This is a genomic window from Nonomuraea aurantiaca (genome assembly GCF_020215705.1).
In the GTDB taxonomy this organism is placed as follows: Bacteria; Actinomycetota; Actinomycetes; order Streptosporangiales; family Streptosporangiaceae; genus Nonomuraea; species Nonomuraea aurantiaca.
This window is the reverse complement of record NZ_JAIWNB010000064.1, coordinates 1-16,185: the sequence shown is the minus strand read 5'-3', so window position 1 is coordinate 16,185 and position 16,185 is coordinate 1. Positions and strand designations below refer to the sequence as shown.

Below are 16,185 nucleotides of genomic sequence, written 5' to 3'. Positions count from 1 at the left end.
GAGCCATCGTGAGCGTGTCCTTCCGGGAAGAATGAGCGCTTCCCTTCGACCGTCACACGATGGCTCACCTTCTGCCAGACCTCGGTGACTGATCGTCACGAACTACACCACTCGATGGGACGCCATCAGGTGTGCCGGACCCGGCCCACGCACAGCGCGCCGCCCCACACCTCGCGCAGCCACGTCTCGCGCGCCGCCGGATCGCCGGTGAAGGTGACATTGAGGACCAGCCGCTTCGGGTCGTTGCCGCGCGCCTCGAAATCGGCGGCCGTGGTCGGCGGCGGATCGCCGTAGTTCTGGTCGATCCAGGCCCCGCCGAAATCCCCCGCTTCCCGCGCCCGTTGCAGAGCGGCGTCCATGGCCGGCTGCGTCGCCTTTGCCGGGTCCACCGCCCGCCAGCCGCCCGCGGGCACGGGGCACTGGGTGGTGGGCGAGACCTGGTCCGGTTGCTTGATCTGCTCGGGTGCGCCGGGCGGCTCGGTGAGGGTGAGCCGGGCGCCGTCCCAGGTGCCGACCACCCGGTACCGGCCCGCACGCCGTTGGCCGACTCGTGCGCGACCTTGGCCCAGTCCCAGCCGATCACGTCGGGGCCGCCGCACTGCGGCGGCATCGACTCCGCGACCATCGTGCACAGTTGCGGGCCGTGGCCGTCGCCTTCGAGCACGGTGAGGCTCGTGGCGTAGCGGAGGGCCGGGCTCGCCTGCTCGACGCCGCAGGAGGTGACCATCAGGGAGGCCCCGAGCGCGTATGCGATCATTAGCCGGTTCATACCTATACGGACGTGATCGCCGCCGCACCGGTTCACCCCGCCCCGCAGCGGGACAACATTCCCGGCAGGGCGCGGGCTGCTGATGGGCTCGTGCCGGCGGTCGCGGGACATCGGCCTCCTGTTGTTGTCCGCAGGCCGCCACCGCTCGTTCGGGGCCGGTTCCTACCGGCACCCTTTCTGGCGCGGATCGAACGTTTCCACTCTCTCCGGCGTCGGTACGGTCCCGTCTCGGCAGCGGGCGGTGATCGTGCTGCGTTACTACGAGGACCGGACGGAACGGGAGACCGCTGAGCTGATGAACTGCTCGATCGGGACGGTGAAGAGCCAGACCCACTACGCGCTGGCCCGCGTGCGTGAGCTGGCGCCAGGCCTGGCGCCGAAGCTCGCCGGCTTGGAGAGCGAGGAGGTCTACCGATGACCTGGCTGCGAGATGTGCTCGTCGATCTGGCCGACGAGTCACCACAGGTGGACCTGGCCGAACGCACGATCGCCACGCGCGACCACAAGCGGCGTACCGCGATCTCGCTCCTTGCGGCGGCCATGGTCGTGGTCACCGCGCTCGGCGCGACGCTCGCCGTGCGGCTGGTGCCGCAGGCGACCAGTCCGGCCACCTCCGGCAAGGGCGACATGCCCGCGCGTGGGGCGGGGCCGCTGAGCCACGCGTACAAGACCTTCTGCAAGCCGGTCAGCGGGAAGGCTCTGTCACACTGCCAGGATGGGGGTTGGCGAGTGGTCACCCGCAGCGGCAGGACCTACCACGTGTCGGAGGCGCTGCCGAGCCTCAGCCCCGGTCGTACCGGCTTGCAGGACAGCCCGTTGGCGATCAGCAGGGACAGCCGCAAGATCGCTTACTACAGCGCGAAGGAAGGCACCTTCCAGGTCCGCGACCTGGCCTCGGGCGCGAAGACGACGGCTCCGATGAAGCTGCCCCCGAAGACCTGGCTGTACAGCATGACGCGGCTGATGTTGTCGGACGACGGGCGGTACCTGGCCTTCAGCAAGGTCCCCGAGCTCAAGCATCCCGCGCTGCTCTTCGACATGCGCGACAGTGTTCGTCCGCGAACTTCCGGCCCGCTATGTCCCCATCGGCCTGTCACCGGATGGAGCCACCATCACCCTCGCGGAGTACTCACCCAACTCCCAGCTGCGAACGATCTCCGACCTGTGGCCGCCCACCTCGCCGGGCAACTCCACGGCGGTCATCCTGCCGCAGCACTACAGATTCAGTCCGCTGGCCCCTGACGGCAAGACCGTCACGGCCGTCGAGGACCTCAGCACCGCAAAGAAACCCTGTCGGACGGGTGCCCTCGTCCTGACCTGACGACGTCCGTCCACTGCAGACCGGCCTCCGAGGTGCCGGACGACGAGCCCGCGCAGATCGATCGGCCATACCGGACCTTCACGGCCTACGCGGTGAATGTCAGGACCGGCGAGGCCAGGAAACTCACCACATACAAGGCGCAGGGCATCTTCGATATCGCCATGCCCGGCCCTCCCGGTGCGATGTGACCGCGACCTTCCTGTCTCACAGCAGGCGTCGTTGCACGATGTCGGCGGTGATCGCTCACGACCTTGCCGACGGTCTCGGCCGGGCCGCTCTCCCTGTCGGCGGACAGCATGTGCGCGCCGCCGATCAGGGGTTCCTGCCTCTCGCCGTGGAGCGCGCGTTGGTGCTTCCGCCGAGCATCCGGGACCGGCTGCCGTCGGAGCATCTGTGCTGGACGGTCGAAGAGGTGGTAGGGAACTGGACTTGTCGGGGTTTCTGGGCGGTTGCCGTGCCGATGGAAGGCCGGCGCGCTGTATCACCGCGCGGCGCTGCTTGGGCTGGTGCTGTACTGCTACCGCAAGGGGGTCCGCTCGTCGGCACTCCTTGTTTCCGGAACACCGCGACTGCCTGTGACCTCCAGCGCAGTGCTGTCATGGGCACGTACGGGGCATCGGTGCTCACGCTGTCGGGGGCGGACCTGCCCGGACCGCCCCTTGTCTACCGCTGCATGCTGCGTTCTTCGCCGATGTCTTGGACCGGGGGAGCGCCGGCGTCGTCGGTGTGCGGAAGGCTCTTCGGTATCCAGCGTAGGGCCAGGGTGCCAAGGGCGCCGTGAAGGATGCCGGCGGTGACGGCGGCGGCGTGCAGGCCGGTGACGAAGGCGGTCTTCGCCTCGCCGGCCACCGCGGGTGCCAGGTTGGGGATCTGGAGGGTCTCGTTGAGCGTGCCGGCGAGGTCCGGTCCCTGGAGCCGGAAGAGCAGCGTGGCCAACGAGCCGAGGAGGGCGATGCCGAGGGCGTTGCCGATCTCGTTACTGGTTTCGGCGATCGCGGCCGCGGACCCGGCGCGTTCCGCGGGAACCGCGGCGACGGCGGTGTCGGCGACGACGCTGAAGGAGATGCCGTAGCCGACGCCCGCGATGACGGTGGAGGCGATGTACCAGCCGATTCCGCCTGAGAGGCCGGTGGGCACCAGGAGAAGCAGACCTGCGGCGATGCAGAAGTGGCAGGTGATGAGCGCCGCTCGTTTGCCGACGCGCTCGACCAGCGCCGGTGTGACGATGCAGGTGACGGTGAGCACGGCGGCGCCGGGCAGCGCGAGCAGGGCAGCGTGCAGGACGGACAGCCCGAGGACGGATTGGAGGTAGATACCCGCCAGGTAGGCGGCTGACGACCACGCGGCCAAGGGCAGGAGCCCGGTGATGATCGCGATGGTGAACACCCGGTCGCGGAACAGGCGGAAGTCGATCAGCGGCCGGTCCAGGTGTCGTTGCCGCCGGACGAACCACCCCAGGATGACGATGCCGGCGATTCCGGTGACCACTGAGGTCATCGTCAGCCCCTCCGCGACAGCTTGCTTGATCGCGTAGACGCTCAGCAGGATGCCCGCAGCCGACAGCAGGACGCTCAAGGCGTCGACGCGGCCGGGCCGGGTGGAGCGGACCTCGCGGAGCAGAATCGGGGCCAGCAGCAGGAACAGCACGGCGACGGGAAGATTGATCAGGAAGACCGATCCCCACCAGAACCTGTTGAGCAGCTGCCCGCCGACGACCGGTCCGATGGCGAACCCGGCGGCGAAGGTGGCTGCGAAGATTCCGATCGCCTTCGACCGCTGGCGCGGGTCGATGAACAGTTCGCTGAGTACAGCCAGCGCCGACGGCAGCAGAGTGGCTCCGGCCACGCCCATGAGCATGCGGAAGGCGATCAGCAGTTCCGGGGTGGGCGCGAATGCCGCTCCTGCCGAGCCTGCGCCGAACACCGCCGCGCCGATCATCAACAGCCGCAGTCGGCCGTACCGGTCGCCGAGGTTGCCGAAGGCGATGAGTAGGGATCCGACCGCGAATCCGTAGATGTCCAGGATCCACAGGGCCTGGTCGGCAGTCGGCGACAGAGCCTCGGTGATCTTGGGCATGGCCAGGAACAGCACCGAACCGTCCATCGCCACCAGCAGTACGGGGCCGAGAATCACCAGCAGGCCGAGCCACACCCGCACATCGGCCGAGTGAGAGACACAGTGTTCGTTCATGACCTCGAAGGTGGGGTGTCGTCCGATCGGCAACCAGACCCGCGTCATGGGTACACCTCGCAGGGATACCCAGACACGGACTGCGCCGCCTACGTTGGAAGCCATGGAGCTGGAGAGCCTGGGGGTCTATCTCAAATCCCGTCGCGACCGGGTCACGCCCACCGACGTGGGGCTGCGCGTCTACGGCACCGCCCGCCGCGTTCCTGGTCTGCGCCGCGAGGAGCTCGCCCAGCTTGCCGGTGTGAGCGTCGGCTACTACACCCGGCTGGAGCAGGACCAGACCGGTGCCGCCTCCCGGCAGGTACTCGACGCCCTCGCTCGTGTGCTCCAGCTCGACGCGGCCGAGACAGCTCACCTGCACAACCTGGCCCGTCAGAGCGTCACACCCCGGATGGTCCGCCCCAGCCCTGAAGTGCCGCACCCACGGGCCCTCTCCCTCCTGCAATCGCTGGGTGAGACCATGCCGGCCCGCGTGCTGGGCCGCCGTGGCGACGTGCTGGCCTGGAATCGCATCGGTCATGCCATCTTCGCGGAACACATCGACTTCGACGCGCCCCGAGATCTCGCGCGCCGGCCGTCCATCCCTCGAATGTTCTTCCTCGATTCCCTCAGCCGAGACCTGCACGGAAACTGGGACGAGCTCGCCCCGATCCATGTCGCCTACCTACGGCTCACCGCCGGCCGGTACCCGACGGACGCCCGCCTGGCCGAGCTGATCGGTGAGCTGGCCATGCGTAGCAGCGACTTCGCCACCCTGTGGGCCACAGGCGATGTCGCGGACTGCACGGTGGGCACCATGCGCCTGCAACACCCGACCGTCGGAGGGATCAACGTCGACTATCAGGTATGGCTCCAGCCTGACAGCCCTGACCATCGGCTCGAGGTCTTCACGCCCAAAGACAGCAGCTCGGCGGACGCGCTACGCCTGCTGGCCAGCCAAGTCGCCGCTCATCGAGAACCTGCTGACATCCTCTCTGGGGAGCCCGCGCGCCTGGACAGGTGATCGCTGCTGAAGGTGGCTCCTGCTCATGGGAGCACCGGGGCCCAGGTTCTTCGCAGACCGCCCCTGTACCGCTCCGATATTGGGCTATGTGACCTGAGCTGGGGGTAGGCGGCGTGGCGGTATTCGCTGATCATTGACGTCGGTCACGTCCCAGACGGGCTGCGTTGCAGTACGCGGGACCGCTGTTGCCGAGACCGGTGCGGAGAAGCCATCCGCCCGCTCGGCGTCACTGACATCGGCGACCACCGGGGTGCCTGCATCGAAGGCGGTCTTGGTCATGCCGGACAGGTCACCGACTCATGGTGTCCTTCTATGTCGTGGTGTTGCGCGCGCCGGAGGCGGTCTCCGCGGTGGCCGCCGGTCCTGCCGCGCTCTGGGCCGCGGGGGGCTTCAGGAAGCTCGTGGCCCAGGCGACCGGGATGACGATCACAGTGATGATCAGACCGGTGATCACCGTGGACGAGGTGGTGAATGTGCCGATCGCCACGCCACCTGCGGCCGAGCCGAACGCGATGCCCACGTTGACCGCGGAGGCGGGCAACGACTGCGCCAGTGCGCCGCCGGCGCCGGCCAGGGTCATCACGCGGTACTGCAGCGAGGGCGTCATGACGCCGATGAACAGGCCCAAGGCCACCAGCGCCAGCGCCGCGAGGGCCGCGATCGCGCCGATGAGGTAGAGCGCAAGCAGGGAGACAGCGACGCCGGTGGTCCCGACGATGAGGGTGCGCGCGGCGTTGATGTCGGCGAATCGGCCGCCGCTGAACGAGCCCGTCGCCGCGGCCACGCCGTAGGCCAGGAGGAAGACGCTGATCAGCGCGCCGGAGACGCCGGTGACATCCTGGAGGAACGGCACGACGTAGGTCAGTGCCGCGTACAGCGCGGCGTAGATGAGGAGAGTCAGGCCAAGTACGGCGAGCACGCGTGGAGCAAAGGCGTGCTTGGCCTGGCCGGCGGCGCCGCTGCCGGTGCTTGGCACCGACGGGACCAGCACCAGTGTGGCAATCAGGGCGATCACGGTGAGCCCGACGACCGCGGTGAACGAGCCGCGCCAGCCCAGCGCCTGGCCGACCAGCGTGCCCAGCGGCGAGCCCAGCGCGGCCGATACCGCGACGCCGGAGATGACCACGGACATCGCCCGGCCCATGCGCTCGGGCGGGACAACCGCGATTCCGGCTGTGAACGCGGCACCGATGAACACGCCCTGCAGGGCTCCGGCGACGACCCGCGCGGCGAGGAACAGGCCGTAGTCGCTGATCAGCACCAGCAGCAGATTGGCGAGTGCGAACAGGAGGAGCGCGCCGATCAGGACATGCCGCCTGTTCAGCTTGATGGTCAGCGCGGTCAGGATCGGACCGCCGAGGGCCAGGCCCATCGCGTAGGCCGTCACCAGCGTGCCGGCCGCGGGGATGGAGACCTGAAGGTCGGTGGCGATCAGGTTGAGCACGCCGACGACGAGCAGTTCGGCGCTGCCCAGCACGAACATGCCGAGGAACAAGGTGGCCAAGGTGAGGTTCGCTCTGCCGGGGCTCGGCGTTGCTCGCTGAACATTCATGTCTTTCTCTCTTGTCGTGGTGCGTGTGGGGCTCCGGTCCATGCGCCGCTTACGCCACCGGGCCTGCGACTCTGCGGAGAGCGTTTCCCTCCAGGTGTTCCGGGGATGACCGCGGCCGCCTGTGGTGCCGTTACGACGAGCAACACGACGAGGGAAGTACGCCTCAAGCAAGGTCCTGCGGCGGGACACCTGATCCGTTGCACATCTCGTTGACAGCGGTCACAGCGCAGGAGGCTGATCCCGCAGAAGCGGACCAATCGGTCCCGGACTTAACGGTCCCTATCCTTGGAGAAGACTTGCGGCATGTCAAGGCTGCCGCGTCGATTGCGTTCTGGACCTATCGGTCCTCTATGCTGGAAGGGGAGGAGAGATGGCACGAAAGCCCGATCCGGGGGCGCGCGACCGCATCCTGAGCGTCGCGTCCCGCCTGTTCCAGGAGCACGGCCCAGACGGAGTGGGTCTGCAGCAGATCATCGACGAGTGCGGCTGCGGCAAGAACCTGCTCTATCGCGAGTTCGGCAGCAAGGATGATCTGGTGGTCGCTTATCTTGAGCGCTGCAGGCAGGAATGGGACGACTTGGTCGAGAAGGCGGCCCAGCCGTTGCACGAAGATCCGGCGGGCCAGTTGGTCGCCATCGTCGGCGCGGTGGCCGAGCGGTCCGCCACCCCCGGATTCCGCGGCTGCCCTCTTCGCAACAGCCTGCCCAGCTTTCCCGACGACGGCCATCCGGCACGCCGGGTCATCCTGGACTTTCACATGGCCTGGCGCGCCCACCTGCGTGACCTCGCCGAGCGGACGGGAGCACGAGATCCGCGAACGCTGGCCGACAAGATCATGCTGCTCATCGACGGCCTGCACGCGAGCGGCCCGATGCTGGGGGAGGAAGGGGCGGGCGAAGCGGCCGTCGCCTTCGCAAAGGAGGCCGTCATCGCCGCCCTGGGGGACAGACAAGGGAGGCTCCAAAGGAGCAGCGAGCTGGTCTGAGGCCTTGGCGTCCGGCAGGTCGGTGTGGGGAGGGTGGTCGAAGGAGGATGCCGAGGACGGCGGTGAGGCCGTATCGGCGCCCAAGGTGAAGAAGCCCAGCCCGGACGCCCCCGGCCATTAGGACGAGTCGCGGGCCGAGCGTGCGGCTCGCGCCCAGCGCCACACAGACAAGGAAAGATCCCCATTGTGGCTGAGGATGCTGCTCGGTGGCGACCGGCACTGGTGATCAAGGCGCACCTCGCCGGTGCGCACGCGATGGTCCAGCGATCGAGCAATCCGCGAGGGAGCGGGCCGGAGCGGCATCGCCATCAACGACCTGGGCTCCGATGTTCGGCGGCATGACCGCATGGGGTTGTGACCTTGCCGCGAGGAGGTGCTGTTCATTGCTCCTGGTAGGGCTGTATACGGGGGCCACCAGATGGAATCGCGCGCGGGGCGGCGCCCGTAGATGCTTCTGCATGACGACGCTTGGGATCACGCATCCGGGTTGAGCTGGATGATCTGGAGATGGTTCCCATCTGGATCTACGAACATTCCGATGCGGCCGCCGGGGTGATCCGCGACGGGAATCAGCCACTCCACTCCTGCCGCCTGCAGCTGTGCTTCGACGGCGTGGAAGTTGAGGATCATCGGGCCCAGCTCGTTGACCTTCGCATCAACGTCGTCGCGCTGGTCGATGACCAGCAGAAAGCCGTCCAGATCGTGGAGATCCTGCCCGGCGCAGGAACGCGTCCGTGCGCGCGTTGATGACCAGGTCCACGTTCAAGGAGCGCGCCGCCTGGCGGACGGCGGCCAGGAAGTCCGCCTGCTCCCCGACGTCCAGCAGTTGCCCGGTCGCCGGTTCGGAGTCCTCCAGGTTGAGTCCTGCCGCCCCGGTTGCGGCGAACCGCTCGACCAGTTCCGCCGGCGCCAGCCCGTATCCGCGTTCGAAGTCCACGGTCACCGGAAGGCTTACCGCTCGCACCATGCGTTGCGCCTCGTCAAGCATGTCCTGCACGGCGCCGCCTTTCCGTTCTCATGGCCCAGGATCTGAGCAGTGGCGACACTGCTCGTGGCCACCGCTGAGAAACCGGCTGCCTCAACTATCCGCGCCGAGGCCGCATCCCATGCATTGGGAAGCACCACCGGCGCGCCCGCCACGTGCAATGCGCGCAATATAGTGCTCGGCTCCGGTCTCGGCGTGGTCACGTCCAGGCCGCTGACAGGATCGGCGACCATGCGCTCCGGACGGGCGTCGAGGACGATCAAGCTCTTGCCGGCCGGTTACTCATCTTGCTTTTCTCACGGGCGAATTCGTATGCATGCGGCTTGCGCGGACGGCGGCCCACCGGTGTGTCCAGAGGCGCCGTCGGCAGCATCTCCGGGAACCAGGGTTCAGGACCTTTGCGGTTCGGGTCGAGCGTGGGTCAAGCTCATCTCGACGATGGCTTCGACGTGCAGGCCGGTCGAGTCCAGGAGCGGGAGCGTGGAAAAGTGCTCAGGACCCACCAGTTGCGTGATCTCGGTACATCCCAGGATGATCGCGTCCGCTCCCCGCTCGGCGAGCTCTTGCATGATCCGCAGATACTGCGCTCGTGACTGATCGGTAAAGATATACCGGGTCATCTCGTCGAAGATTGTCCGGTCGACGAGATGACGGTCCGCCGCATCGGGGACGAGGACGGATAGGCCCTGCGCGGCGAGTCGGTCGCGATAGAAGCTTGCCTCCATGACCGGCAACGTTCCCAAAAGGCCCAGCGTACGGACTCCCTGCCGGTGCGCGGCGGCGGCGATCACATCCGCGATATGAAGGAAAGGCACCGAAATCGCCGCCTCGATCGCGGGCGCCACGCGATGCATGGTGTTGCTGCCGCAGGCGATGAATTCGGCGCCTGCGAGCTCCAAGGCGTGTGCTTTGCCCGCCAGGTAGTCACCGGCTTTGTCCCACTCGTCGGACCTGACGTAGCGTTCGATCACGCCAAAATTGACGCTCGACAGCAACAGCTCCGCGCGTTCGTGGCCGCCGAGGAGATCATTGACTCGTTCGTTGATGCGGCGGTAATAATCTACCGTGGCAACGCTGCTCATGCCATGGAGGAGTCCGATTGTCATCATGATGAACCTCCAGATTTAATGTTCAGCCCAATCGGATACCGACGTGGGCGATCCTCGTGATCGAGGATGTCGATTGGCATTTTCCAGGGATTGCCGTTCGGATCTCGCCTGGAGAAGTCTTGAGATATTCACCTGCTCTGTGGAGCTCAAATTGAGCTGCCCGACAGGGCAAGGTGGCTGGGTCATCGTGGCATGAACTCATTCTATGGTTAAGGCCTTGAGCTGCCAATTTCCATCGGTTTCCTGCCAAAGATGGCTGCTGCCCGCAGATCACGTTGAAGTCCCGGAAGCGCTTGATCCGTCCGGGACTGCCGTCAGTCAGTCCCTTTCACGCCAGCCACGGTGCATTCGGTCTTTCGACTTCCCCGTGTCAGTCGACGATCATGCCGCCGGTGAGGTTGGCGATGGTGCCGGTCATCGCGCCGGCGCGGTCGGAGGCGATGAAGACGGCGACGTTGGCGATCTCGGCGACGGTGGGCAGTTGCTTGCGCAGGGTGCGGTCGGCCATGCGGGTGTGGAACGCTTGTCCGCTGATGCCGTAGGCGTCGGCGTGGAGTCCGTAGACCTCGGTCAGTTGTGGTGTTTCCGGCATTCCCGCTGCGTTGAGGCATACGACTCGCACGCCGTGTGGTCCGAGTTCGGCGGCCAGGCCGCGGGAGAGTGATTCGATCGCTGCCCAGGCTGGTGCCATGCCTCCCATGAGGGGGACGGCGGTGCGTGAGGGTGAGGCGGTGATGGTCAGGATGACGCCTGATTTCTGGGTGGTCATGCGTCGTGCGGCGGCTCTTGTGGTCAGGAAGTTGGCCTTGGGGTAGGTGGTCATGGGCAGGTCGAAGTTGTCGGTCGGCAGGTCGATGATCGGGGTGCCTTGGATGCCGGTCTGGGGGAGGCTGATGGCGTTGAAGGAGATGTCGAGGGATCCGGCGTTGGCGATCACTGCGTCGGCGTGTGCCTCGACCGCGGCCTCGTTCAGCACGTCGACCGTGGCGAAGTCGGCGGTGCCGCCGGAGGCCTGGATCTTTTCGGCGACCTTTTCCAGTCCGGCGCTGGTGCGGCCGGCGAGGAAGACGTGTGCTCCCTCTGTGGCGAAGGCGTGCGCGACTGCGCTTCCGACGGCTCCGCCTGCTCCGTAGATGATCGCGTTCTTGTTCTCAAGCAGCACTGCCTGCTCCTGGTCATGTGAGAGTCGAGTAGGGACGAGTCGGCTCTGGCGAGTCGCCGAGCGCGCTTACCCGAATGGTTTCGTGATGCAACTAGTCAAACGTAGCAGTGGGCAGTATCGTCATGCAACCGCCCGTGGAACTACCGTGGTCAAGGCAGCCTGGGAATCGCTCGCACCGTTCTGGCCGCACGATTCGACTGGTTCGTCGAAGAAGGGTTGATGGAGCGACAGCCTCATGTGCCGTAGTCGCCGTATCATGACTACGTGCTGGCCGAAAAGGGCCGCGAACTGCCACCGATCATCAGGGGACCCCTGGGCCGCGCCCGGTCGCCCGTCCGTCACCTGCCGGCACAACGCGTGCGGTGGTGCGGTTCGCCAGCACGATAGGGCTGCGGCCGGTAGGTGTCCAGCGACCGCGTCGAAGCACGCCCTACGACACACCGCCGCCGGGCTCAGCCGTCGGTGAGGCAGGCTCGCAGCAAGCCGTCCTCGTAGCGAAGCTCCAGCGTGACGTGGAACGCGGCGGCGTGTCCCTTTCGACGTTGGCGATAGTTCCGGCGGACGAGGGTGCCATCCGCCGCACCCGCGAGCTCGACTCTCGGCATGCTCCACAGCCAACGTCTCGACCCCGCGCATGTCCCGGCGTCTCCATCCCAGGCGGGCGCCGTGAACGGATTGACAGTATTGCGCCGCTATGTGGCAGGTTTCTCAGTTGAGTCGCAACGCCCATATCGGCACTATGAGCGCAGAAGCAGCCATAAAGCGGATAAGGAAGAGTCATAATGAACCCAGTGACCCGGGCAGCCGCAGTCGGCCTGATCTCTCTCGCCACCCTCCTCCCGATGGGCTCCGCCGCCAACGCGGCACCCAATGCTGCATCACCTGGCGAGGTCGGGGCATTGGACTGGTATCCGGTGGTGACCTATCCGGGCACCACTCAGGGGTGGAAGGACTGCAACGCAGACGGCAAACTCTGGGGCGGTACCTACAGATGCGTGCTTCTTCTCTCCGGCGAGTATGAGCTGCAAATCTGGCGATAGAAAGCTTCGATGGCCGGGGTTACGGCGGGTGGAAGTCCAGGCCGGTCTCGATGATGAGGCCTGGTCGGAACTGCATGCGTTTGAGCCGGTTCTTCACCAAGGTGAGCAACTCGCCGATGCTGCGTATGGCGAAGTCGGCCAGGCTGTTCTTCATGTGCGCCCACTCGTCTTCATATGCGCCCACTCGCTCTCGACCGGGTTGAGCTCCGGCGTGTAGGCGGACAGAACACCGTCAGCCTGGGACGGGCCGCGATCAGACGCCTCATCGTGGCCGAGGTGTGGGTGCTGAGGTTGTCCCACACCATCACCACCGGTCCGCCGAGCGCTCCTGATGCGCGGCATCGAACAACGCTGCGTAGGCGGTCTCGGAGAAGCCTCGGCGTATGCTCTTGCGACCGCGATGCTGTCGCAGCCGGTAGATCAGCCGCGATCGCTCATCGTCGGCGGCGATCAGGGCCAGCAGCGCGCGGGCCGCCTGCTCGCGGGCCGCGCCCTTGCTCAACCCCTCTCCCGCCGTCTCCAGGTCCTGGCCCTTGCAGCGGCAGGTGGCCCGGCAGGTGAACAGCGGCTGTTTGCCGCTGAACCCGGGCGAGACCTCGAAGGCCAAGCCAGTGATCAACTCGATCTGAGCGAGCTCGTTCAATGCGCTGATCGGATTTCGTTCGGCCGCAAGCGGCCCCACCGCGGTCCCCGGCGCTGGTACGCCCGAGGGCAGCGGCAGCCCGGCCAGCTGGGTCAGGACGGCGGCCGCGGCCGAGCGCCGGGAGTGCTTCTTCGAACGCTTCGGTTCGCTGTCGGCGAGCAGGAGACCGGTGCCCGGGTCGTAGGTCACACGCGCCTGGAACCGCATCGTCTCCTGGGTGGCGCGGCGCCCGAGTTCCTGGGCGGCACCATGGTGTCCGGGGGGCAGCGGATCGGCCTGGGCCGCGCGCACTACCGCGACGCGGGGGTGGTGATCTTCGACGAGTCCGCGGTGGCGCTGGACCCCAGGGCGGAGATCGAGGTGTTCGAGCGGGTCAGCGATCTGGCGAACGAGGGCCGGGCCGTCGTCCTCGTCACCCACCGGCTGGCCTCGGTGCGGCGCGCGGACCGTACCTACGTGCTGGACCGAGGGGAGGTCGTCGAGCAGGGTACGCATGACAAGCTCATGGTGCTCGACGGCCGCTACGCCGAGCTGTACACCCTGCAGGCCAGCCAGCACCAGGATCCCGTCTCTCCCTCGTGAAGTACTTGAACGAGGATCTCCACGACCGTTGTGGAGATCCTCGTGTCGTTCCCCCGCGTTTCGCCGGCGCGCGTCATGCGCCTGGCGTCAGGCGACACCTTCCCTCTGAGGTACGGCGCTCGCCGTCTGAGGCGGCGCCACGACGGCGTGCCGCCTCCGGCCCGGCATGCCGAGTGCGACGAGCATGCCGATGAACGCGATCGCGGTCACGGCGCTCATGGCGGCGGTGAACCCTTCCCCGAACTGCTCGGCCGAGGCATAGCCTCCGGCGCCGGCGAAGACGGCGACGGTGACGGAAGTGCCGAGCACGCCGCCGAACATCCGGAGCATCATGAAAGCGCCGGACGCCTGCCCGATCTCCTGCGGCTTCACCGCCCCGACCACCGCCTTCTGCGCCGCCGGCATGGCCATGGTCAGTCCGGCACCGCTGATGATCAGTGCGGGCAGCAGTTCGAGATAGCCGGTGTCGGAGTCGGCGACCAGGGTGATCCAGCCCATGCCGATGGTCTGGAGCAGCAGCCCGCCGGCGACGAAGTTCCGCTCGCCGACCTTGTCTGCCAGCCGGCCGGCGATCGGCGCGCACACCATGAGTGTGGCCGTCCAGGGCATCAGCCGCAGGCCGGCGCCGAGCGGCCCTTCACCGTGCACCGTCTGGAAGTACTGCGCGAGAAAGAACATCGTGCCGTACAGCGAGGCGAACACCGCGGCGTTCGCCGGGTTGGCCGTGGCGAACGCCCTCAGCCGGAAGAACCGCATCGGCAGCATCGGAGCGGTCGCACGCCGCTCCCAGATGACGAAGGCGACGACCAGCGCGACACCGAGCACCAGCGCGCCCAGGACCTCCAAGCTGCCCCACCCCGCAACGTTGCCGCGGACCAGGGCCCAGACGACGCCGAACGCGCCCAAGGTCACGAGCACGACTCCGGCCAGGTCGAAGCGGTTGTTCGGGCCGACGCTCTCATCGACGCGGCGGGCCGTGAGCAGGATGGCGGCCAGGCCGACCGGCAGGTTCAGCCAGAAGATCCACTGCCAGGCCAGCCCCTCAGCGATGACGCCACCGATGAACGGGCCGCTGAACGTCGCCAGCCCGGTGAAGCCCAGATACAGCCCCATCGCCTTGCCCCGCTGCTGTGGGGGGAACATCGCACTGATCAGGGTGAGCGACAGCGGCAGCACCATCGAGGCACCCAGCCCCTGCAACGCGCGTGCCGCGATGAGAACGCTGATGTCCGGCGACAGAGCGCAGGCCACCGACGCGATGGTGAACACCGCCAGTCCGACGGTGAACACCCGGCGGCGGCCGAACCGGTCACCCAGCGCCGCCCCGGTCAGCAGCAGCACCGCGAACGTCAGGCCGTAGGCGTTGACGACCCACTCAAGGGATTGGATCGATGCCGTCAGATCCTGCCGGATCGAATGGAGTGTCGTCGTCACGACCAAGCTGTCCAGGGCCATCATGAAGGACGCCAGTGAGGCCAGTCCCAAGACCCAGGCCTGTTTGGACGTCATCCGTTCCTTGTGAGTGGTCACCGTTTCTCCTTCTGACAGAGTTCTTAGGGGTGTGGTTTCCGCCGCTTCTTCCGGTGAGCGACTCGGCACCCGTGGTGGGCCCGAGTCGCCGTGCGGTCACCGTTCAGGGGCGGCGCGAGCGTATGGCGCGTGTGCGGCGGTTGTTCAGGTGGTGGCCGGCGACATCGCTTCCCGGCCTTCGCATCGACCCGCCCGCCCAGGCCCCGCGGCCGGGGACCTGGCCGGGCAGCACGTCGAGATACGGCCGCAGCAGGCACGGTCCGACGGGTTGGTGGAACGTCGCGCCGCCTGCCGGCCGCGTCCGTGTCGTCGGCCGGCCGGCCGTCGGGATGCTTCGCACGGAGCCTCCTTCGCTGGTGATCCTTGACATGGACGGGTGGCCTCAGTCGAGACCTGGCCTTCCTGCGGCGTGTTCACATGGCCCGCGCCTGGGCTGCCGCTCTTTCAGGCGTCGGGCCCTGGGGCGTACCGAGGAGACGGAGAGCCTTCGCCACGCGACCTGCGGCGCGGTCAGTCGACGATCATGCCGCCGGTGAGGTTGGCGATGGTGCCGGTCATCGCGCCGGCGCGGTCGGAGGCGATGAAGACGGCGACGTTGGCGATCTCGGCGACGGTGGGCAGTTGCTTGCGCAGGGTGCGGTCGGCCATGCGGGTGTGGAACGCTTGTCCGCTGATGCCGTAGGCGTCGGCGTGGAGTCCGTAGACCTCGGTCAGTTGTGGTGTTTCCGGCATTCCCGCTGCGTTGAGGCATACGACTCGCACGCCGTGTGGTCCGAGTTCGGCGGCCAGGCCGCGGGAGAGTGATTCGATCGCTGCCCAGGCTGGTGCCATGCCTCCCATGAGGGGGACGGCGGTGCGTGAGGGTGAGGCGGTGATGGTCAGGATGACGCCTGATTTCTGGGTGGTCATGCGTCGTGCGGCGGCTCTTGTGGTCAGGAAGTTGGCCTTGGGGTAGGTGGTCATGGGCAGGTCGAAGTTGTCGGTCGGCAGGTCGATGATCGGGGTGCCTTGGATGCCGGTCTGGGGGAGGCTGATGGCGTTGAAGGAGATGTCGAGGGATCCGGCGTTGGCGATCACTGCGTCGGCGTGTGCCTCGACCGCGGCCTCGTTCAGCACGTCGACCGTGGCGAAGTCGGCGGTGCCGCCGGAGGCCTGGATCTTTTCGGCGACCTTTTCCAGTCCGGCGCTGGTGCGGCCGGCGAGGAAGACGTGTGCTCCCTCTGTGGCGAAGGCGTGCGCGACTGCGCTTCCGACGGCTCCGCCTGCTCCGTAGATGATCGCGTTCTTGTTCTCAAGCAGCACTGCCTGCTCCTG

General features: G+C 67.2%; 18 protein-coding genes and 1 pseudogene. 6 read left to right on the top strand and 13 right to left on the bottom strand.

All coding sequences use genetic code 11. The annotated features are described in order from the left end of the window. Positions 1-125 precede the first annotated feature (125 nt). Positions 126-518: a hypothetical protein gene (locus LDL49_RS54870; RefSeq protein ID WP_225302913.1), complete on the bottom strand. Its 393-nt coding sequence runs from the start codon at positions 516-518 to the stop codon at positions 126-128. A gap of 333 nt (positions 519-851) precedes the next feature. On the opposite strand from LDL49_RS54870, the gene LDL49_RS59675 reads away from it, so the two are divergent. The 3 genes from LDL49_RS59675 (at position 852) to LDL49_RS54855 (ending at position 2,278) form a co-directional block, all read left to right on the top strand. After that, on the top strand, positions 852-1,187 hold the full coding sequence (locus LDL49_RS59675; protein WP_372470742.1) for a sigma factor-like helix-turn-helix DNA-binding protein: 336 nt from the start codon (positions 852-854) through the stop codon (positions 1,185-1,187). Next, complete coding sequence (locus LDL49_RS54860) at positions 1,184-2,011, top strand: hypothetical protein (RefSeq protein ID WP_225302912.1); 828 nt, start codon at positions 1,184-1,186, stop codon at positions 2,009-2,011. Before LDL49_RS59675 ends, LDL49_RS54860 begins: the two co-directional genes overlap by 4 nt. 111 nt (positions 2,012-2,122) lie before the next feature. Further along, positions 2,123-2,278, top strand: a complete 156-nt coding sequence (locus LDL49_RS54855; protein WP_225302911.1) for a hypothetical protein — start codon at positions 2,123-2,125, stop codon at positions 2,276-2,278. Positions 2,279-2,753: 475 nt separating this feature from the next. Here LDL49_RS54855 and LDL49_RS54850 read toward each other — a convergent pair whose 3' ends face one another. After that, positions 2,754-4,280, bottom strand: a complete 1,527-nt coding sequence (locus LDL49_RS54850; RefSeq protein ID WP_225302910.1) for an MFS transporter — start codon at positions 4,278-4,280, stop codon at positions 2,754-2,756. 103 nt (positions 4,281-4,383) lie between these two features. On the opposite strand from LDL49_RS54850, the gene LDL49_RS54845 reads away from it, so the two are divergent. Next, a complete protein-coding gene (locus tag LDL49_RS54845) occupies positions 4,384-5,283 on the top strand; it encodes a helix-turn-helix transcriptional regulator (protein WP_225302909.1) in 900 nt (299 codons plus the stop codon). Positions 5,284-5,593: 310 nt separating this feature from the next. On the opposite strand, the gene LDL49_RS54840 is transcribed toward LDL49_RS54845, so the two are convergent. Next, positions 5,594-6,835, bottom strand: a complete 1,242-nt coding sequence (locus LDL49_RS54840) for an MFS transporter (RefSeq protein WP_225302908.1) — start codon at positions 6,833-6,835, stop codon at positions 5,594-5,596. 370 nt (positions 6,836-7,205) lie between these two features. Here LDL49_RS54840 and LDL49_RS54835 point away from each other — a divergent pair, with 370 nt between their 5' ends. Then, positions 7,206-7,820: a TetR/AcrR family transcriptional regulator gene (locus LDL49_RS54835; protein ID WP_225302907.1), complete on the top strand. Its 615-nt coding sequence runs from the start codon at positions 7,206-7,208 to the stop codon at positions 7,818-7,820. 474 nt (positions 7,821-8,294) lie between these two features. On the opposite strand, the gene LDL49_RS54830 is transcribed toward LDL49_RS54835, so the two are convergent. From LDL49_RS54830 to LDL49_RS54800, 7 genes and pseudogenes are all read right to left on the bottom strand, one after another. Beyond that, positions 8,295-8,450: a VOC family protein gene (locus LDL49_RS54830; protein WP_225302906.1), complete on the bottom strand. Its 156-nt coding sequence runs from the start codon at positions 8,448-8,450 to the stop codon at positions 8,295-8,297. Positions 8,451-8,475: 25 nt separating this feature from the next. Beyond that, positions 8,476-9,038, bottom strand: a pseudogene (locus tag LDL49_RS54825) (isocitrate lyase/PEP mutase family protein). 156 nt (positions 9,039-9,194) lie between these two features. Next, the gene (locus tag LDL49_RS54820; protein ID WP_225302905.1) at positions 9,195-9,914 is read right to left on the bottom strand and encodes an aspartate/glutamate racemase family protein; all 720 of its coding nucleotides are present in this window, start codon (positions 9,912-9,914) and stop codon (positions 9,195-9,197) included. 370 nt (positions 9,915-10,284) lie between these two features. Further along, a complete protein-coding gene (locus tag LDL49_RS54815; protein ID WP_225302904.1) occupies positions 10,285-11,076 on the bottom strand; it encodes an SDR family NAD(P)-dependent oxidoreductase in 792 nt (263 codons plus the stop codon). Between the two features lie 452 nt (positions 11,077-11,528). Beyond that, on the bottom strand, positions 11,529-11,681 hold the full coding sequence (locus LDL49_RS54810) for a hypothetical protein (protein WP_225302903.1): 153 nt from the start codon (positions 11,679-11,681) through the stop codon (positions 11,529-11,531). Between the two features lie 454 nt (positions 11,682-12,135). After that, a complete protein-coding gene (locus LDL49_RS54805; protein ID WP_225302902.1) occupies positions 12,136-12,300 on the bottom strand; it encodes a hypothetical protein in 165 nt (54 codons plus the stop codon). 120 nt (positions 12,301-12,420) lie between these two features. Then, positions 12,421-12,966, bottom strand: coding sequence for a dsRNA-binding motif domain-containing protein (locus LDL49_RS54800; protein ID WP_225302901.1), 546 nt, complete (start codon positions 12,964-12,966; stop codon positions 12,421-12,423). Positions 12,967-13,008: 42 nt separating this feature from the next. Here LDL49_RS54800 and LDL49_RS54795 point away from each other — a divergent pair, with 42 nt between their 5' ends. Further along, positions 13,009-13,341, top strand: coding sequence for a hypothetical protein (locus tag LDL49_RS54795; protein WP_225302900.1), 333 nt, complete (start codon positions 13,009-13,011; stop codon positions 13,339-13,341). Positions 13,342-13,428: 87 nt separating this feature from the next. Here LDL49_RS54795 and LDL49_RS54790 read toward each other — a convergent pair whose 3' ends face one another. From LDL49_RS54790 to LDL49_RS54780, 3 genes are all read right to left on the bottom strand, one after another. Continuing rightward, entirely contained in the window at positions 13,429-14,871 is a 1,443-nt protein-coding gene (locus LDL49_RS54790) for an MFS transporter (RefSeq protein WP_225302899.1), read from the bottom strand. 103 nt (positions 14,872-14,974) lie between these two features. Then, complete coding sequence (locus LDL49_RS54785) at positions 14,975-15,211, bottom strand: hypothetical protein (protein ID WP_225302898.1); 237 nt, start codon at positions 15,209-15,211, stop codon at positions 14,975-14,977. A gap of 170 nt (positions 15,212-15,381) precedes the next feature. Beyond that, a partial coding sequence (locus tag LDL49_RS54780) for an SDR family NAD(P)-dependent oxidoreductase (RefSeq protein ID WP_225302897.1) occupies positions 15,382-16,185 on the bottom strand: 804 nt, incomplete at its 5' end.

Excerpts from the sequence above, each read along its gene's own strand:
- LDL49_RS59675 (WP_372470742.1), top strand. The coding sequence starts at position 852 with ATGGGCTCGTGCCGGCGGTCGCGGGACATCGGCCTCCTGTTGTTGTCC.
- LDL49_RS54860 (WP_225302912.1), top strand. The coding sequence starts at position 1,184 with ATGACCTGGCTGCGAGATGTGCTCGTCGATCTGGCCGACGAGTCACCA.
- LDL49_RS54850 (WP_225302910.1), bottom strand. The coding sequence starts at position 4,280 with ATGAACGAACACTGTGTCTCTCACTCGGCCGATGTGCGGGTGTGGCTC.
- LDL49_RS54845 (WP_225302909.1), top strand. The coding sequence starts at position 4,384 with ATGGAGCTGGAGAGCCTGGGGGTCTATCTCAAATCCCGTCGCGACCGG.
- LDL49_RS54840 (WP_225302908.1), bottom strand. The coding sequence starts at position 6,835 with ATGAATGTTCAGCGAGCAACGCCGAGCCCCGGCAGAGCGAACCTCACC.
- LDL49_RS54835 (WP_225302907.1), top strand. The coding sequence starts at position 7,206 with ATGGCACGAAAGCCCGATCCGGGGGCGCGCGACCGCATCCTGAGCGTC.
- LDL49_RS54830 (WP_225302906.1), bottom strand. The coding sequence starts at position 8,450 with ATGATCCTCAACTTCCACGCCGTCGAAGCACAGCTGCAGGCGGCAGGA.
- LDL49_RS54820 (WP_225302905.1), bottom strand. The coding sequence starts at position 9,914 with ATGATGACAATCGGACTCCTCCATGGCATGAGCAGCGTTGCCACGGTA.
- LDL49_RS54810 (WP_225302903.1), bottom strand. The coding sequence starts at position 11,681 with ATGCCGAGAGTCGAGCTCGCGGGTGCGGCGGATGGCACCCTCGTCCGC.
- LDL49_RS54800 (WP_225302901.1), bottom strand. The coding sequence starts at position 12,966 with ATGCGGTTCCAGGCGCGTGTGACCTACGACCCGGGCACCGGTCTCCTG.
- LDL49_RS54795 (WP_225302900.1), top strand. The coding sequence starts at position 13,009 with ATGGTGTCCGGGGGGCAGCGGATCGGCCTGGGCCGCGCGCACTACCGC.